Raw genomic sequence first — 16,156 nt, 5'->3', positions numbered from 1 at the left:
GGAGCGGTTCTAGCGCCCGCCGCCCAGGTCGATGAAACTCCCTGTCGAATAGGACGCCTTGTCCGACAGCAGCCACATAATCGCCTCGGCCACTTCCTCGGGCTTGCCGCCACGCCCCATCGGCAGGCCGGCTTCAAGCTTGCCGACCCGGTCCGGATCGCCACTCAGTGCATGGAAGCCGGTATGGATGTACCCAGGCCGCACACCGTTGACGCGCACGCCCTCGCCCGCCACTTCCTTGGCCAGGCCAAGGGTGAAGGTATCCAGCGCACCCTTTGACGCGGCGTAGTCGACATACTCATTGGGCGAGCCAAGGCGCGCGGCCACCGACGACACATTGACGATCGCCCCACCCTGCCCGCCATGGCGCCGGGCCATGCGCAGCAAGGCATGCTTGGCGCACAGCATCGGCCCGACCACGTTGGTCTTCATCACCTTGAGCAGACGAAACTCGGACATGTCCTCCACCCGGCTCTGCTGGCCGATGGTCCCGGCGTTGTTGACCAGCGCGGTGACAGGCCCGAGTTGCTGGTCGACACAGTGGAACAGCCGCACCACTTCGTCTTCGACACTGGCGTCGGCGCGCACGGCAATAGCCTCGGCCCCCAACGCGCGGACCTGCGCCAGTATCTTCTCGGCGGCCTGGTCATCGGCGTGGTAGTTGATGCATATGTGGTAACCCTGTTGCGCCGCCAACAGCGCGGTGGCGGCGCCTATGCCCCGGCTGGCGCCGGTGATGACGATGACCTTGTCCATGAGCCTGCCAAGTAGTCCCGAAAGGACCTACAAGATTAGGGGAAATACCACCATTTGAAAACGGCAGGCTTATCGGACCTTTCCACAGGTTGGACTCAGTGCCCTGCCGACGCCGGAGCGGCCTTGGCCGTGAACGGTGGCTTGGCCAGCCACACCAGCAGGATCAAACCGGCGAACACCCAGGTCAGCAAGGTGAAGTAGTCCACCGTCGACATCATGTACGCCTGGCTGTTGAGGATCTGTTCAAGCTTCGCGTAGTTCTGCGGGCTGGCCCCGCCCAGTTGTTCCAGGGTCTGGCGGGTGGCCGGCTCGAAGGTGCTGATGTGCTCGCTGAGGTAGGCATGGTGCTGGTCGGCCCGGCGGATCCAGATCCAGGTGGTCAGCGACGCGGCGAAACTGCCGCCCAGGGTACGCAGGAACGTCGCCAGCCCCGATCCGTCGGCGATCTGGTGCGGTGGCAGGTCCGACAGCAGGATGCTCAGGGTCGGCATGAAGAACAGCGCCACGCCGATACCCATGAACAGCTGCACCAGGGCGATGTGCAGGAAGTCCACCTCGTTGGTGAAGCCGGCGCGCATGTAGCAGCTGGTGCCGATCGCCAGGAAGGCGATGCCGGCCAGCAGGCGCAGGTCGAACCGGTGCGCGTACTTGCCCACGAACGGCGACATCAGCACCGGCAACAAGCCGATCGGCGCCACTGCCAGGCCCGCCCAGGTGGCGGTGTAGCCCATCTGGGTCTGCAGCCATTGCGGCAGGATCAGGTTGATCCCGAAGAACCCTGCGTAGCCACCCACCAGCACCAAGGTGCCGATGCGGAAGTTGCGGTGCACGAACAGGCGCAGGTTGACCACCGGGTGGCGATCGGTCAGCTCCCAGATGACGAACACCGCCAGGAATACCACCGAGACCAGCGTGCCGATGACGATGAACGACGACTCGAACCAGTCCAGGTCGTTGCCCTTGTCCAGCACCACCTGCAAGGCGCCGACGCCGACGATCAGGGTCAGCAGGCCGATGTAGTCCATGGGCTGGCGGCTGGTGACCACCGGGCGCGTGCGCATCTGCTGGCGCACCACGGCGGCGGCGAACAGGCCGATCGGCACGTTGATGAAGAAGATCCACGGCCAGCTGTAGCTGTCGGTGATCCAGCCGCCGAGGATCGGCCCGGCAATCGGCGCGACCACCGTGACCATCGCCAGCAACGCCAGGGCCATGCCCCGTTTCGCCGGTGGATATACGGCAATCAGCAGGGTCTGGGTCATCGGGTACAGCGGGCCGGCCACCACGCCTTGGAGCACACGGAAGAACACCAGCTCGGGCATCGACTGGGCGATACCGCACAGGAACGACGCCAGCACGAACAGCAGCGTGGCCCAGATGAACAGCTTCACTTCGCCGAAGCGCCGGCTCAGCCAGCCGGTCAGCGGCAGGGCGATGGCATTGCTCACCGCAAACGAGGTAATCACCCAGGTGCCCTGCTCCGAGCTCACGCCGAGGTTGCCGGAGATGGTCGGCAGTGCCACGTTGGCGATGGTGGTGTCGAGCACCTGCATGAACGTCGCCAGGGACAGCCCGATCGTGGTCAGCAGCAGGCTCGGCGGGGTGAACTGCGCGGGGGCCGCCTGGCTCATCGCTGGGCCGTCTTGCCGGTGGCGCTATTCTCGTGGATCAGCCGGGCGATCAGGTCATCGGCCTCGACCAGCTGGCGGTCGTACACCTCGGTGGTATAGCTGGCCTGCTGCGGCGGTTGCTGGGCCAGGGCCGGACCACTCTGGTCGTGCAGGTCGACTTCGGCGACGGTGGACAGGCCGATCCGCAGCGGGTGGCTTTTCAGCTGCTCAGGGGCCAGATGGATGCGTACCGGTACCCGCTGGACGATCTTGATCCAGTTGCCGGTGGCGTTCTGCGCCGGCAACAGGGCAAAGGCGCTGCCGGTGCCGGCGCCGAGGCTGTCGACGGTGCCGGAGTAGGTCACTTCGCTGCCGTACAGGTCGGCGGTGATTTCCACCGGCTGGCCGATGCGCATGTCGCGCAGCTGGGTTTCCTTGAAGTTGGCGTCGACCCACACCTCGTCCAGAGGGATCACCGCCATGGTCGCGGTACCCGGCTGCAGGCGCTGGCCCAGTTGCACGGTGCGCTTGGCGACATAGCCGGTGACCGGCGCCACCAGCGTGGTGCGGGCATGGTCCAGGTAGGCCTGGCGCAGGTCGGCGGCGGCGGCCATCACTTCCGGGTGCGACGAGACCACCGTGTCGTCGACCAGCGCGGAGCTGGTGTTGAGTTGCTGGCGGGCACTGTTGACGGCGGCCTGGGCCACGGTCAGGTCATCACGGGAGTGGGCGACTTCCTCGGCGGCGATGGCGCCACTGTCGGCCAGCACCTTGCGTCGGTTGTAGTCCTGCTGGGCCTTCTGCAGCTCGGCCTGGCGGGTCTGCAACTGAGCCTTGAGCGAATCGACATTGCTGTACAGCCCGCGCACCTGGCGCACGGTGCGCGCCAGCTTGGCTTCGGCGGCCTGCAGGGCAACCTCGCTGTCGGCCGGGTCGAAGCGCAGCAGCACCTGGCCGGCATGCACCAGGTCGCCGTCGTCGGCGCCGATGCTGGTGACAGTGCCGCTCACCAGCGGAGTGATTTCCACGACGTTGCCGTTGACGTAGGCATCGTCGGTGCTTTCGTGCCAGCGCCCGACCAGGCTGTACCAGGCCCAGGTGCCGGCACCGGCGAGGATCAGGATCAACAACAAAGCGAGCAGCCAGGCCTTGCGCTTGCCCGAGTTGTCAGGCTCAGGGGCCGGGGTGGAGGTGTCAACGGGAGTGGCCATGACAATACCTTGGAAAATGCGTGACTGGGATCAACGGTCGCCGAAACGGCGAATCGTCAGGGGGTCGCCGGCGCTGAGCAGGACCTTGGCAAGCAGTTGCTCGAGGGTCTTGAGCTCCTCGGGCTGCAGTACGCCGACCAGTTCGTTCATTGCCGCCGCGCCGACCTGGGGCAAGCGGTCGGCCAGACGCTGGCCGTCGGCGGTCAGGGCCAGGCGCACCTGGCGGCGGTCGTCGGGGCAGCGGTTGCGCAGAATCAGGCCCTTCTGCTCGAGGCGGTCGAGCATGCGGGTCATCGAACCGCTGTCCAGGCCCAGGTAGCGGCACAGTTCGGCCGGGGTGTCGACCTGGTACTGGGTGACGATGATCAGCACCTTGAACTGGGCGGCCGTGACGCCGTCGGCTTCGAGGTGCCAGTCGAGGATGCGGTCCTTGAGCAGCGCGGCGCGGCCGAGCAGCATGCCGATGGCGCAGGTCTGGAAGTTTTCCGGGGTGAAATGGGACATCGGCGGCCTGCTCGGGTAATTGTGTGAAAATATTACTGCTTAGGCAGTGAATGTCAAAGCCTTGATTAGGATGCTAAATAAATATTCATTGGGAGGGGCTGAAAGCGTCAGCGCTTTGCTGCGCGAGGACAGGCAAGGAGCGCCGCCAGAGGCGGCGCATCGAGATGGGTGGCACCCGCTTGGCGGGCAAGCACCGTCCCTGTGGGAGCTGGCTTGCCAGCGATGAGTCCCTTGCAAGCATCACGAGACAGTTGCATCCACAGGGACCGGGTCAGCCTCATGAAGCCTGGTTGTCTTATGACGTCGTCAGTGTTGGCGCGCCACCTGCCACAACCGCGCCACATCCGCGGCCCGCGCCTTGAGCAACGCCCCAGCCTCGGCACAGGCCTGCTCCAGGCTCATCGGCCCGCTGGCCAGGGCGAAGGCCGCATCGATGCCCAGCCCATACAGTTGCTCGTAACCCGCACCCAGCGTACCCGCCAGCACCACCACCGGCACGCCGTGGCGCTTGGCTACCCGCGCCACACCAAGGGGTGTCTTGCCGCGCAGGGTCTGGGCATCGAAGCGCCCTTCACCGGTAATCACCAGATCCGCGCCCTGCACCAGGGCATCGAGCCCGGCCAGCTCGGCGACCACCTCGACCCCCGGGCGGAACTGCGCGCCCAGGAACGCCTTGGCCGCAAACCCCATCCCTCCGGCCGCACCGCTGCCAGGCTCGTCACGCACATCCTTGCCCAGCACACCCGCGCAATGATCGGCGAAGTTCGCCAGGGCCTGGTCCAGAGCCTGCACTTGCTCGGAGTTGGCACCCTTCTGCGGGCCGAAGATCGCCGAGGCGCCATTGGCGCCGCACAGCGGATTATCGACATCGGCGGCAACGTCCACCCGCACCTGCGCCAGGCGCGGGTCCAGATCGCTGGCGTCGATGCGCGCCAGCTGCGCCAGGGCCAACCCGCCTTCGGCCAGCGGCTCGCCCTGTGCGTCCAGCAGGCGCAGGCCCAACGCGCGCAGCATGCCGCTGCCGCCGTCGTTGGTGGCGCTGCCGCCGATGGCCAGGACAATGCGCGAGGCGCCGGCCGCCAGCGCCGCGGCGATCAGTTCGCCGGTGCCCCAGGTGCTGCTACGACACGCATCGCGCCGCCCGTTGGGCACCAGCTGGATACCACTGGCCTGGGCCATCTCGATCACTGCCGTGCGGCTCTCGGCCAGCCAGCCCCAAGCAGCCTCGACGGGCTCGCCCAGCGGGCCGCGCACCACCTGGCAGCGCAACTCGCCCTGACTGGCGGCGACGATCGCCTCCATGGTGCCTTCACCGCCATCGGCCATCGGGCATTCGATGCGCTCGCAGGCCGGCCACACTTCGGCCAGGCCGCTGGCGATGGCGCGGGCGACACCGGCGGCGTCGAGGCTGTCCTTGAACGAATCGGGGGCGATGACGATTTTCATGGGATTCTCCTGTCCTGTTCCGCGCATGCTGACAGGTGCGCGGTGCACTGGCCTCGGTCGAATGCACAAAAACCAGCGGCGGTTGTTTGGGCGGATGCCTTTGCCAGCCGTCAGTCCGCCGGCAACAGCTGCAACCCCAGGTACAAGCTCAGCATCCCCTCCATGCGCAACGGATCCACCTCGCCAACCTCGGCAATGCGCTCCAGCCGGTAGCGCAGACTGTTGCGGTGGATCCCCAGCGCCTCGGCGCAGGCCTGGCTCTGCCCGTCATGGGCGCACCAGGCGCGCAGGGTGAGCAGCAACTGCCCGCTGGCATCCTTGGCGCGAATGCGCTGCAAGGGTTCGAGCAGCTCGTCCAGCGCATCGTCGTTGCGGTGCCGCCACAGCAACGCCGGCAGCCGGTAGCGGGCCAGGCTCAGCAGGCGCTCGTCGGGCAGCACCTCACGACCGTAGGCCAGCAGGTCGCGCACCCGCCGATAACTGCGGCGCAGTTGCTCCAGGCTCTGCGCCGGGCTGCCCAAGGCCAGGCGCTCGACGTCCCAACCATGGCGTTGCAGGCGCTCGAGCAGGCGCGGCTCGTCCAGCGGCACGCCAGCTGGCCGGCACCATAGCAGCGACTGCCGCGCAGGGCTGACACACCAGCTGTCCGGGTAGCGGCTCATCAGCCAGGCCGAGAGCGCCTCGGCAGGCGGGCCGCCACGCAACTCGAACAGGCAGGCAATGCGTGGCAGGTTCGGTTTGAGCCCCAGCTGCCGGGCCTCATCGACCAACCGCGGCGAGTCGCCGCTGCCGCCCAGCAACAGCGCCAGCAGGTCGTCGCAGCGCTGGCGCCGCCACTGCTGCTCCACCTGCAGGTGGCGCTGGGCCAGGAGCATCTCGGCGGTCATGCGCACCAGCTCGGCGTAGGTGCGCAGTTGCTGAGGATCGCCGGTGAGGCCGAGCACGCCGATCAGCCGGCCATCGAGCATCAATGGCAGGTTGACACCGGGCTGCACGCCCTTGAGGCACTTGGCCGCTTCCACGTCCAGCTCGACGATGCGCCCATTGGCCAGCACCAGTTGCGCGCCTTCGTGGCGGGTGTTGATACGCTCGGCCTCACCACTGCCCAGGATCAGCCCCTGGCTGTCCATCACGTTGACGTTGCACGGCAGGATGGCCATCGCCCGGTCGACGATGTCCTGGGCCAGGTCGTGGTCCAGCTCGAACATGTAAGGATCCTTCGGCTTTGGTCGGCGGCACAGCAGCCCATACCTGACGCTGTGCAAAAGCACAAAGACAGCCGCGCTACACTGCCCGAGACTTTTCCATGCGAGCGCCGGCACAGGCGACGCGGTGACAACCATAACAACAGAGAACCCGATCATGGCACACAGCCCCGCCCCTGACCAAGGCAACGAGATCACCCGCAACGCGCTCTACCGGCGCATCACCCTGCGGCTGATCCCGTTCATTTTCATCTGCTACCTGTTCAACTACCTCGACCGCGTCAACGTCGGCTTCGCCAAGCTGCAGATGCTCGACGCACTGAAATTCAGCGAAACCGTGTACGGCCTCGGCGCCGGCATCTTCTTCATCGGCTACGTGCTCTGCGGCCTGCCCAGCAACCTGGCGCTCAACCGCTTCGGGCCGCGGCGCTGGATCGCGCTGATGATGATCGCCTGGGGCAGCCTGTCCACCTGCCTGCTGTTCGTCACCACCCCCACCGAGTTCTACACCCTGCGCCTGTTGACCGGCGCCGCCGAAGCGGGCTTCTTCCCGGGCGTTGTGCTGTACCTCTCGCGCTGGTTCCCGGCGGACCGTCGCGGCCGCATCATGGCCCTGTTCATGTCGGCGATCCCGGTGTCCGGGCTGCTGGGCGGGCCATTCTCTGGCTGGATCCTCGACCACTTCGCCGCGGGCCAGCACGGCCTGGCCGGCTGGCAGTGGATGTTCCTGATCCAGGGCTTGCCCACCGTCGCGCTGGGCGCGCTGGCCATCGTGCTGCTCAGCGACGGCTACCAGAGCGCCCGCTGGCTGAGCCCGGTCGAACGCCAGCTGATCGAGGCGGACCTGAAAGCCGACGCCGCCGGCAAGCCGGCCACTCGCGGCGATAGCGTGCTGTCGGTGCTGGGCAACCCGCTGATCTGGACTTTTGGCTTCGTCTACTTCTGCATCCAGAGCGGTGTCTATGCCATCAACTTCTGGCTGCCGTCGATCATCAAGAACATGGGCTTCGACAGCCCCCTGCTGATCGGCTGGCTAAGCGCCATCCCGTACCTGCTGGCCGGTGTGTTCATGATTGTCGTCGGCCGCTCGGCGGACCTGCGCAACGAACGCCGCTGGCACCTGGTGGTACCGATGCTGATGGGCGCGCTGGGCCTGTTGATCGCAGTGAACTTCGCCGCCCACCCGACCATCGCCATCCTCGGCCTGTCCATTGCCACCATGGGCGCGCTGACCGGCCTGCCGATGTTCTGGCCGATGCCGACCGCGCTGCTCACCGCCGGCACCGCCGTGGCGGGCCTGGCGATCATCAACTCGGTGGGACAGATGGCCGGCTTCCTCAGCCCCTACCTGGTGGGCTTCATCAAGGACCAGACCGGCTCGACCGATGCGGCGCTGTATGCGCTGGCCGGGTTGATCATGGTCGGTAGCCTGGTGGCCTTGCGCGTTTCGCGCAGCACCAGCAGCGCCCTGGCAGGCGCTCGCCAGTAAGTGTCGACGAGGCCATCGCGGGCTTGCCCCGCGATGGCCACTACGCTAGTCGCGAGGTTTCCAACCTGCTTCATGCAATGCCGTCAGCAAGGTATCCCCATCCAGCGCCGGCACCACCACCCCTCCCTTGCCCTGCATCGTGCGCCCCGCCAGCAAGGCATTGACGATCGCCTCCTCCACCGCTTCCGCGGCCGCCATGAACAACGCCGAGATATGGTCGTTGTTGAGCATGCGCAACTCGGTGCATTGTTCCAGCCCCTTGCGTGCATAGTCCGCCGGCGGCAGATTCTGGTTACCGGTGGAGAACGCCAGGAAGATATCGCCGCTGGAGTCCTCGGTGCCGCCACCAGTGCGGGCGATGCCGATCGACGCGCGCTGGGCCAGGCGCTGGCACTGGTGCGGCAGCAGCGGTGCGTCGGTGGCGATCACCACCACGATCGAGCCCATGCCCGGGGTGCCGGTCACAGGTTCGGCGAAAGGCGACGGCAAATGCCCCAGCTGGCGCCCCACCGGGTAGCCGTCCACCCGCAACTCGCGCCGCTGGCCATGGTTGGCCTGGACCAGCGCACCGACAGTCCAGCCGCCCTGCCCGTCCTCCAGGCGCCGCGAGGCCGTGCCGATGCCGCCCTTGAACTCGTGGCAGATCATCCCCGTGCCACCGCCCACCGGCCCTTCCTGCACCGGCCCCGGGATGGCTGCCTCCTGCGCCTGGCGTACCTGTGCCGGGGTCACGTGCTGGCCCCAGATATCGTTGAGCAAACCATCGTAGGTTTCCATCACCACCGGCATGCACCAGTACACCGCATCGTCCGGCAGGCGCTCGCGCTCGGCGGCGATCAGCGCATCGCGCACCACGCCGACGCTATGGGTGTTGGTGATGGCGATCGGCGTGGTCAGCAGGCCAGCCTCACGGATCCACTCCAGGCCCGTGGCGTCGCCGTTGCCGTTGAGCACGTGGCAGCCGGCGAAGCAGGGTTGCTGGCGGGCCGCGCCCGCACGGGGCTCGATCAAGGTCACCCCGGTGCGGATCGGTGCCGGGCGTTGTTCGTCGATCAAGGTACTGTGGCCGACCCGCACTCCAGGGACGTCGGTGATGGCATTGAACGGGCCCGGGGTGCCGTGGCCGAGGGTGATGCCCAGTTGACGCGCACGCATGTGTACTCCTTGGATACTCACAATTTCTGGAAGGTCGGGCTGAGCCGGCCGTGGGTGCTGTACAGCGTCACCGACACGGCCAGCAGCCCGAGAATGATCAACAGGTCACGCAAGGACGCCTCACGCAGCAAGGTCACCAGCAGCCAGCCGGCACCGCTGACCGCCAGCAGCGACGGCAATGGCCATAGCGGCATGCGGTACGGATGCTCGCGGTCGCGGCGCAGTACCCGGCTGCACAAGGCGCATGCGGCCACCACCAGGTAGATCAGCAGCAACAGCAGCACGGTGAACGAGGTCAGCTCCTCCAGGCTGCCGGACAGGCTCAGCAAGGCCGACGGCACGGCGAGGAACAGCGTGGCCAGCCACGGCGACTCCCAGCGCGGATGGATCAGGGTGAAGGCACGGTTTAGCGTGGGCGTCCAGATCGCGTCGCGCCCGCTGCTGTACACCACCCGGCCGACCTGGATGACGATGGCGACGATGGCGTTGAACACCGAGAGGAAGATCCCCGCGCTGACCAGCCGCGCCAGGGTCTCGTTGCCATGGGCGGTCAGCAGGTAGCCGATCGGATCGCCGCTGGCCAGCATTGCCTGCAGCGACGGCGCGCCAATCGACAGCGCCGCCAGCGGGATCACCTCGATGGCCACCACCACCGCCAGCGACCACAGCACCGCCCGGTGCACGGTGCGGCCACGGTCTTTCATGTCTTCGGCCAGCAGCACCGCGCCACCATAACCATTGAAGGCGAACAGCGCCATGCCCACCGCGCCCAGCACCAGTGCCCAGGGCGCGACCGTCAGCGCCCCTTGCTCGAGCATCTGCGGCTGCAACAGGCTAGCCACCGGCTGGCTGGCATTGCCGAAGCCCAGGATCACGATCACCAGCAGCGCGGCGACCTCGCAGAACAGGAACACCCCGGTAATCCAGGCATTCAGGCGGATATTGAGGATACCCAGGGCATAGCTCGACACCACGATCACCAAGGCCACGGTCTGGGTATCGAAACGCGTGCCCAGGGCATTGTTCAGGTAGGTGGCGGCGCCACCTGCGAGCACCGGCGGTATGAACAGCATCGAGGCCAGCACGGTGAGGAAGGTGGCATAACCCGCCAGCCCGCCGAACACGCGCTTGGCGTACACGTACTCGCCGCCAGCGGAGCTGTGGGCGCGCCCCAGTTCGGCGTAGCACCAGGCGAACATCAACGCCAGCGCTCCGGCCATGATGAAGGACAGGAACGCACCACTGCCGGCCTGCTGGATGGCGAACGGGGCAATGACGAACACGGAACTGGCTGGGGTCACCGCGGAAACGGTGATGGCGACCACGTCGAACACACCCAGGCGCTGCTTGAGCGCGCTTGCGGGCTCTTCGCTGGAGCTCATGGCGTTTTTCCTCTGATTGTTATTGGTTGTGAGGGGAAAACCGGTCGCGCGGCCGCTGGACCTGGGCTGGACTGTAGGCCTGGGCAAGCCTTTGGCCAATTACCCTTAGGGGGTACGCCCCTTGACGGGGCGGTGCAAAGCTCTGAACACTGCGGGCCTACCACCAGCCGCGGCGGGCCCCATGCACCATCTATTCACCGAAGCCAGCGCCCACGCCGGCCTTGCCCGCACCGTCGAGCGAATCGGCCAGCCGCGCTTCTGGCGCCAGTTGATCCTGCTGCTGCAGCAATGGCTGGCGTTCGACAACGCCCTGGCGATGTTCTACCCCCGTACCGGGCTGCCCCGGGCACTGGAAATTTTCGACGCACGGGGTGAAGGCAACCCCGAGGCCATGGCCCTGTACCTGAGTGGCCTGTATCAGCTCGACCCGTTCTACCAGGCCTGCCAGGAGCGCATAGGCGATGGCCTGCATCGCCTGGAAGAAGTGGCGCCGGACCAGTTCCGCCAGAGCGAGTACTACCTCAAGTACTTTCACGACCATGTCCTGGAGGACGAGGTGCAGTTCATCGTCCAGCTCGGCGACAGCGGCGCCCTGTCCCTGTCGCTGGGCCGGCGCGAACGGTTCGACAGCGCCAGCCACGGCCTGCTGGCGCTGGTCTGTCCGTGGGTGGTCGCACTGATGACCCAGCACTGGCAGCAGCACAGCTTGCGCCCGACGCCAGTGGCGGGCATGGCCCACCAGGTGCGCGACGCCATGAGCCTGTTCGGCGCCAAGGTGCTGTCGGAGCGCGAGCTGGAGATCGCCCGGCTTATCCTGCGCGGTTATTCATCGAAGGCCATGGCCGAGCGGCTGGCCATTTCACCGGAGACCATCAAGGTGCATCGCCGGCATCTGTACGCCAAGCTGGACATCTCGTCGCAACCGGAGCTGTTCTCATTGTTTCTGCAATCGCTGGGGCACGATCCGCAGGACCCTTGAGCCTGTCACTGGCGCAACCGCCCCAGCGCCTCCAGCACATGCGCGGTCGCCCGCTCCACCTCCCCTTCACGGCAGGCAATGCCGAGCTGACGCCACAAGCCAGGTCGCAATGGCCGTTGGGCAATACGCCCCTGCGGCTGGCGCACCTCACCTTCCTGCGGCAGCAAGGTGGCGCCATACCCGGCGGCCACCAAGCTCTTGATCGCATCGTTGTAGTTCAGCTCGATCCGCGCTTCGGGATACAGACCTGCCGTGGCGAACCACTCCGAGGTGACCCGCGACAGCTGGGTGGTGCTGTCGTTGAGGATCAGCGCCCTGCCGGCCAGCCAGGCCGGGGTGACCCGCGCCGGCGGCTGCCAGTCGGCGGGCACATAGGCCATGATCGGATCGCGCCGCCACGGCGTGATCCTCAAGCCCTTGCCCGCCACCTGCGGCAGCGCCACCAGGCCGATGTCCAGGGTGCCTTCACGCAGACGCGCCAGGGAGGCCTGGGAGGTGAGCACCTGCACCTGCACGTCGATCCCCGGATGATCCACCCGCAGGGTTTCCAGGGCCTGGGGCAGCAGGTGGGCAATGGCGCCGGTCGAGGCGCCGAGGCGCACCCGGCCGGTCAGGCCCTCGACCTGCCGGCGCACCTCGTCCAGCGCCTGGTCGGCATCGGCCAGCAGGCGCCGGGCGCGGGCCAGCAACGTCGCGCCGATGGTCGTGGGGCGAACCTGGCCGCGCGTGCGGGTGAGCAATGGGGCTCCGATGCGCGCCTCCAGTTCCGCCACATGCAGGCTGATGGTCGGGGGCGCCAGGTTGAGCTGGCGGGCGGCCTGCGCGAAGGACGCGCAGTCGGCGATCACCACCAGGGTGCGCAGGCGGTCGAGGCTGATTTTTCGCATGGGGTCTCGCAAGGGCGGCTATCAATTCAGTATTACTGAACGTGGGCATCATGATATTCAAATTTTCTTTCGTCCAGTGAGCAGCGAGGATTAGCCATCACTCCCGTCACCGGACAATCGACATGCATCAACCCCTAGTATTCATCGATGGCGACCAAGGCACCACCGGTCTGCAGATCCACGCCCGCCTGCAAGGCCGCGACGACCTGCGTTTGCTCACCCTGCCCGAGGCCGAGCGCAAGGACCCGGCCCGCCGCAGCGAGGCCATCAACAGCGCCGACATTGCCCTTCTCTGCCTGCCCGACGAAGCCGCCCGCGAGGCCGTGGCCATCCTGCGCAACCCGGCGGTACGGGTGATCGACGCCAGCTCTGCGCACCGCACAGCTCCAGGCTGGGTCTACGGCCTGCCTGAGCTGAACGCCGAGCAGGCCGAGCGCATCGCCACGGCTACCCGGGTCAGCAACCCCGGCTGCTACCCTACCGGCGCCATCGCCCTGCTGCATCCGCTGGTCAACGCCGGCCTGCTGCCCGCCGACTACCCGCTGAGCATCCATGCCATATCCGGCTACTCCGGGGGTGGCCGTGCCGCGGTCGAGCGCCATGAACAGCGCAGCGATGATTACCTGCCGGCGCTGCAGCTGTACGGCCTGGAACTGGCCCACAAGCATGTGCCGGAGATCCAGCGACACGCAGGGCTCAGCGCACGACCGGTGTTCGTCCCGGGCTATGGCGACTATCGCCAGGGCATCGTGCTGAGCATTCCCCTGCAACTGCGCCTGCTGCCCGGGGTCAGCGCCGAGCAACTGCAGGCCTGCCTGGAACAGCACTACCAGGGAGCCCAGCACGTGCAGGTCATGCCCCTGCACCAGCACGGCGCGGCCGCAGCGCTCGACCCGCAGGCGCTGAACGATAGCAATGACCTGCGCCTGGCCCTGTACGCCAACCCCGAGCACGGCCAGGTGCTGCTGACCGCGGTATTCGACAACCTGGGCAAGGGCGCGTCGGGCGCCGCCGTGCAGAACCTCGACCTGATGCTGGCTGGGCTGCGCTAGTGTCCTGTCTCGGAAATACGTTCTCTTTTGGCGAGTGGCTTGGGTGTTCGGCCAAGGCGCCGCGACGAGTCATAGCAGGGCTATGGCGAGGAGTGGCAACGCGGGCCGGGCGCCCAAGACGCCGCCAAAAGTGAACAGCTTATTTCCGAGGCAGGACACTAGCATCTGCGGGTAGAATGGACGCCCGCCTCGTCCGGGGCGGGTGTTTCACACCTTGCCGGAGTTCCACCCGCGATGTTCATCCTCCGCCGCCTTGACGGCGTGCCGCCCGAATCCTTCCAGAACCAGATCCGCCAACTGGTGATCGACCACGTCGGTCAGCTCAGCAGCGTCGCCATCAGCCCGGACAACCCGCTGTACCCGCTGTACCAGTATGGTGTCGGCCTGGAGGTGCACCAGTACCTGATGGCCCTGGACGGCACCCGCGGCCTGCGAGTTGAACTGACCCTCGCCCTGGATGCCGACGCGCCGGACCGGTTGCTCGGCTTTGCCCTGGTATTGCCGGCCCAGGACAACCCGCAAGCCTGCGCCCTCGCCTACCTCGCCGTGGACGCCAACCACCGCCGCAAAGGTATCGCCCGTGGCCTGCTGGATGCCGTGCGTGGCCGCTATGCCTGTGTCGAGCTGAGCGCCTTCGCCCAGCAAGTGCCGTGGTTCGAGAACATGGGCCTGCAGGTAGTCGCCAGCGCCGGGCCGCAGGTATTGATGAGCAGTACCGGCAAGCCCAGCGAGGCACTGATCGGGCGGCTGGATATCGCGCCGATCTACCAGACCGTCGAGGTGCGGCAGATCCATGCCTACCTGCTCAAGCAGCAGGGCGAAGCGGCGATGGTCGAGGCCGAACGGCTGCGCGACGTACGGCTGGATACGCTGGCCGAGCAAGCGAGGGCATGCGTCAGCGAACGCAAGCTCGTGCACTGAAGGGTTCAGCCCTTGATGGCTTTCTCGATGGCGGCGATATCGATCCTGCTCATCTGCAGCATCGCCTCGAACGCCCGCTTCGCCACGCCGCGATCGGCGCTGGCAACGGCCTCGGTGAGTATCCGTGGACTGATCTGCCAGGACAGGCCCCATTTGTCCTTGCACCAGCCACAGACACTTTCACTGCCACCATTGCCGACGATGGCGTTCCAGTAGCGGTCGGTCTCTTCCTGGCTGTCGGTCGCCACCTGGAACGAAAACGCCTCGCTGTGGCTGAACGCCTTGCCGCCGTTCAGGCCAATGCAGGGCACGCCCATCACTGTGAACTCGACGGTGATCACGTCGCCCGCCTTGCCCGAGGGGTAGTCGGCAGGCGCCTTGTGCACTGCGGTCACGCGGCTGTCGGGAAAGGTGCTGGCATAGAAATTCGCCGCGTCCTCGGCGTCGTTGTCGTACCACAGGCAAACAGTGTTCTTGGCGGTCATGGGCACTCTCCTGGGCGGGTCTCACTGCCCACGAGTCTAGCCCCCGGATCCATCCGCCCCGAGCAAGCGCGATCAACGGCTGGCCAGTCAGCTCCCCTGGCAGGCGAAGGCCCGGGCCAGCTCAAGGTCACCCAGCGCGCTAGCGGGGTGCAATTGGCGATAGTCACCCAGCGCCTGCTCCAGGCGTGCTCCGCGCAAACGCCCGTCGCTGGCGATGAACATCAGCGCATCATCGCGGGCGGCCTGGTAGCTGCGCTGCGAGTGGCTGGTGGAGCCGCTCACTGCGGCCGTGCCCAGGCTGGAGCCAACGGTGAAGTGATCGATCGAGTTGCCCTTGCCGTCCATCGCCCACACCGGGGTTGCGAGCAGCAGGAGCAGGGTGCAACGCAAAAGCGGGGCAACAGGCATGCGGGCCTCTTCGTCGGGTGGTCGCGTTGCCACGGATCATCGCCATAAACGCAGGCAGCGGCAAGGTTGCTGTATGCCAGGTTTGCCGGCCATCTGTATCTAACGGCGATTGCCCGCTGCGCCTAGGATCGAAGCCTGTAACCAAGGGAGCTGCCATGAACGAACTGCCAACCACCAGCGATTTTCCCGGGCTGGTCCTGCGCCGCTTGCTGCCGGGCGACCAGGCCATGGTTTGCGCCCATCGCGAGGCCATGTTCCTGGAGGCCGGTGGCGACCCTGTGAGCCTGCGAACCATGACCGAACACTTCCGGCCCTGGCTGCAACCACGCCTGGCCGATGGTCGCTACTACGGTTTCGTGCTGCTGGATGAGGAGCAGCCGGTGGCGGCCATCGGCCTGATGTCGATCGACTGGCCGCCGCACCCGGCGCATCCCTGTCACGAGCAGCGCGGCTACGTGCTCAATGTCTACGTGGAGCCTTCCCATCGCCGCCGGGGACTGGCTTCGAAACTGATGTGCCTGGCGGAGGCCGAGTTCATCCGGCGCGGCCTGGGCTTTGCCGTCCTGCACGCCACCGAGGTGGGCCGGCCGGTCTATGCCGGGCTGGGCTGGGCGCAGACCGCGGAAATGGCCAAGCAACTGGACTGAGCTCAAGTCAGCCGCGCAA

At 66.8% G+C, this 16,156-nt stretch carries 16 protein-coding genes; 5 read left to right on the top strand and 11 right to left on the bottom strand.

Going from position 1 to position 16,156, the window contains the following annotated elements; all coding sequences use genetic code 11:
- Nucleotides 1-9: 9 nt before the first annotated feature.
- The 6 genes from OH705_RS17590 to OH705_RS17565 all read right to left on the bottom strand — a co-directional run bounded on the left by OH705_RS17590 (nt 10) and on the right by OH705_RS17565 (nt 6,735).
- A complete protein-coding gene (locus OH705_RS17590) occupies nt 10-756 on the bottom strand; it encodes an SDR family oxidoreductase (protein ID WP_023629480.1) in 747 nt (248 codons plus the stop codon).
- Between the two features lie 95 nt (nt 757-851).
- Complete coding sequence (locus OH705_RS17585) at nt 852-2,387, bottom strand: DHA2 family efflux MFS transporter permease subunit (RefSeq protein WP_023629481.1); 1,536 nt, start codon at nt 2,385-2,387, stop codon at nt 852-854.
- Nucleotides 2,384-3,577, bottom strand: a complete 1,194-nt coding sequence (locus OH705_RS17580) for an HlyD family efflux transporter periplasmic adaptor subunit (protein ID WP_038706299.1) — start codon at nt 3,575-3,577, stop codon at nt 2,384-2,386. The genes OH705_RS17585 and OH705_RS17580 overlap by 4 nt, the downstream gene beginning before the upstream one ends.
- Before the next feature lie 30 nt (nt 3,578-3,607).
- Complete coding sequence (locus tag OH705_RS17575; protein ID WP_038706300.1) at nt 3,608-4,081, bottom strand: MarR family winged helix-turn-helix transcriptional regulator; 474 nt, start codon at nt 4,079-4,081, stop codon at nt 3,608-3,610.
- A 306-nt stretch (nt 4,082-4,387) separates the two neighbouring features.
- Nucleotides 4,388-5,527 carry a glycerate kinase gene (locus tag OH705_RS17570; RefSeq protein ID WP_267302633.1) on the bottom strand — a complete coding sequence of 380 codons (1,140 nt, stop codon included), beginning with the start codon at nt 5,525-5,527 and terminating at the stop codon, nt 4,388-4,390.
- Between the two features lie 110 nt (nt 5,528-5,637).
- Entirely contained in the window at nt 5,638-6,735 is a 1,098-nt protein-coding gene (locus OH705_RS17565; protein ID WP_094011975.1) for a sugar diacid recognition domain-containing protein, read from the bottom strand.
- 154 nt (nt 6,736-6,889) lie between these two features.
- Here OH705_RS17565 and OH705_RS17560 point away from each other — a divergent pair, with 154 nt between their 5' ends.
- Entirely contained in the window at nt 6,890-8,221 is a 1,332-nt protein-coding gene (locus OH705_RS17560; RefSeq protein ID WP_267302632.1) for an MFS transporter, read from the top strand.
- A gap of 45 nt (nt 8,222-8,266) precedes the next feature.
- On the opposite strand, the gene OH705_RS17555 is transcribed toward OH705_RS17560, so the two are convergent.
- Nucleotides 8,267-9,376 carry a P1 family peptidase gene (locus tag OH705_RS17555; protein ID WP_038706304.1) on the bottom strand — a complete coding sequence of 370 codons (1,110 nt, stop codon included), beginning with the start codon at nt 9,374-9,376 and terminating at the stop codon, nt 8,267-8,269.
- Nucleotides 9,377-9,393: 17 nt separating this feature from the next.
- On the bottom strand, nt 9,394-10,758 hold the full coding sequence (locus OH705_RS17550; protein ID WP_267302631.1) for an APC family permease: 1,365 nt from the start codon (nt 10,756-10,758) through the stop codon (nt 9,394-9,396).
- 181 nt (nt 10,759-10,939) lie between these two features.
- On the opposite strand from OH705_RS17550, the gene OH705_RS17545 reads away from it, so the two are divergent.
- On the top strand, nt 10,940-11,737 hold the full coding sequence (locus OH705_RS17545; RefSeq protein ID WP_267302630.1) for a helix-turn-helix transcriptional regulator: 798 nt from the start codon (nt 10,940-10,942) through the stop codon (nt 11,735-11,737).
- A 5-nt stretch (nt 11,738-11,742) separates the two neighbouring features.
- Here OH705_RS17545 and OH705_RS17540 read toward each other — a convergent pair whose 3' ends face one another.
- Nucleotides 11,743-12,624, bottom strand: coding sequence for a LysR family transcriptional regulator (locus OH705_RS17540; RefSeq protein WP_267302629.1), 882 nt, complete (start codon nt 12,622-12,624; stop codon nt 11,743-11,745).
- Between the two features lie 122 nt (nt 12,625-12,746).
- Here OH705_RS17540 and argC point away from each other — a divergent pair, with 122 nt between their 5' ends.
- A complete protein-coding gene (argC, locus tag OH705_RS17535) occupies nt 12,747-13,676 on the top strand; it encodes an N-acetyl-gamma-glutamyl-phosphate reductase (protein ID WP_094011971.1) in 930 nt (309 codons plus the stop codon).
- Nucleotides 13,677-13,910: 234 nt separating this feature from the next.
- Nucleotides 13,911-14,597 (top strand): GNAT family N-acetyltransferase, encoded by a 687-nt coding sequence (locus tag OH705_RS17530; protein WP_094011970.1) that lies wholly within the window; start codon nt 13,911-13,913, stop codon nt 14,595-14,597.
- A 5-nt stretch (nt 14,598-14,602) separates the two neighbouring features.
- On the opposite strand, the gene OH705_RS17525 is transcribed toward OH705_RS17530, so the two are convergent.
- Both OH705_RS17525 and OH705_RS17520 read right to left on the bottom strand, forming a co-directional pair.
- Nucleotides 14,603-15,082: a VOC family protein gene (locus tag OH705_RS17525; RefSeq protein ID WP_094011969.1), complete on the bottom strand. Its 480-nt coding sequence runs from the start codon at nt 15,080-15,082 to the stop codon at nt 14,603-14,605.
- An 87-nt stretch (nt 15,083-15,169) separates the two neighbouring features.
- Nucleotides 15,170-15,490 (bottom strand): DUF2388 domain-containing protein, encoded by a 321-nt coding sequence (locus OH705_RS17520; RefSeq protein WP_023632009.1) that lies wholly within the window; start codon nt 15,488-15,490, stop codon nt 15,170-15,172.
- Between the two features lie 155 nt (nt 15,491-15,645).
- On the opposite strand from OH705_RS17520, the gene OH705_RS17515 reads away from it, so the two are divergent.
- The gene (locus OH705_RS17515; RefSeq protein WP_094011968.1) at nt 15,646-16,137 is read left to right on the top strand and encodes a GNAT family N-acetyltransferase; all 492 of its coding nucleotides are present in this window, start codon (nt 15,646-15,648) and stop codon (nt 16,135-16,137) included.
- Nucleotides 16,138-16,156 lie beyond the last annotated feature (19 nt).

Origin of the sequence: Pseudomonas sp. BJa3 (genome assembly GCF_026343815.1) — a bacterium.
GTDB classification, from domain to species: domain Bacteria; phylum Pseudomonadota; class Gammaproteobacteria; order Pseudomonadales; family Pseudomonadaceae; genus Aquipseudomonas; species Aquipseudomonas soli.
This window is presented reverse-complemented; position numbering and strand designations above follow the sequence as displayed.

Excerpts from the sequence above, each read along its gene's own strand:
- OH705_RS17570 (WP_267302633.1), bottom strand. The coding sequence starts at position 5,527 with ATGAAAATCGTCATCGCCCCCGATTCGTTCAAGGACAGCCTCGACGCC.
- OH705_RS17520 (WP_023632009.1), bottom strand. The coding sequence starts at position 15,490 with ATGCCTGTTGCCCCGCTTTTGCGTTGCACCCTGCTCCTGCTGCTCGCA.
- OH705_RS17575 (WP_038706300.1), bottom strand. The coding sequence starts at position 4,081 with ATGTCCCATTTCACCCCGGAAAACTTCCAGACCTGCGCCATCGGCATG.
- OH705_RS17530 (WP_094011970.1), top strand. The coding sequence starts at position 13,911 with ATGTTCATCCTCCGCCGCCTTGACGGCGTGCCGCCCGAATCCTTCCAG.
- OH705_RS17515 (WP_094011968.1), top strand. The coding sequence starts at position 15,646 with ATGAACGAACTGCCAACCACCAGCGATTTTCCCGGGCTGGTCCTGCGC.
- OH705_RS17590 (WP_023629480.1), bottom strand. The coding sequence starts at position 756 with ATGGACAAGGTCATCGTCATCACCGGCGCCAGCCGGGGCATAGGCGCC.
- OH705_RS17565 (WP_094011975.1), bottom strand. The coding sequence starts at position 6,735 with ATGTTCGAGCTGGACCACGACCTGGCCCAGGACATCGTCGACCGGGCG.
- OH705_RS17585 (WP_023629481.1), bottom strand. The coding sequence starts at position 2,387 with ATGAGCCAGGCGGCCCCCGCGCAGTTCACCCCGCCGAGCCTGCTGCTG.
- OH705_RS17540 (WP_267302629.1), bottom strand. The coding sequence starts at position 12,624 with ATGCGAAAAATCAGCCTCGACCGCCTGCGCACCCTGGTGGTGATCGCC.
- OH705_RS17555 (WP_038706304.1), bottom strand. The coding sequence starts at position 9,376 with ATGCGTGCGCGTCAACTGGGCATCACCCTCGGCCACGGCACCCCGGGC.
- OH705_RS17560 (WP_267302632.1), top strand. The coding sequence starts at position 6,890 with ATGGCACACAGCCCCGCCCCTGACCAAGGCAACGAGATCACCCGCAAC.
- OH705_RS17545 (WP_267302630.1), top strand. The coding sequence starts at position 10,940 with ATGCACCATCTATTCACCGAAGCCAGCGCCCACGCCGGCCTTGCCCGC.
- OH705_RS17525 (WP_094011969.1), bottom strand. The coding sequence starts at position 15,082 with ATGACCGCCAAGAACACTGTTTGCCTGTGGTACGACAACGACGCCGAG.
- OH705_RS17550 (WP_267302631.1), bottom strand. The coding sequence starts at position 10,758 with ATGAGCTCCAGCGAAGAGCCCGCAAGCGCGCTCAAGCAGCGCCTGGGT.
- OH705_RS17580 (WP_038706299.1), bottom strand. The coding sequence starts at position 3,577 with ATGGCCACTCCCGTTGACACCTCCACCCCGGCCCCTGAGCCTGACAAC.
- argC (WP_094011971.1), top strand. The coding sequence starts at position 12,747 with ATGCATCAACCCCTAGTATTCATCGATGGCGACCAAGGCACCACCGGT.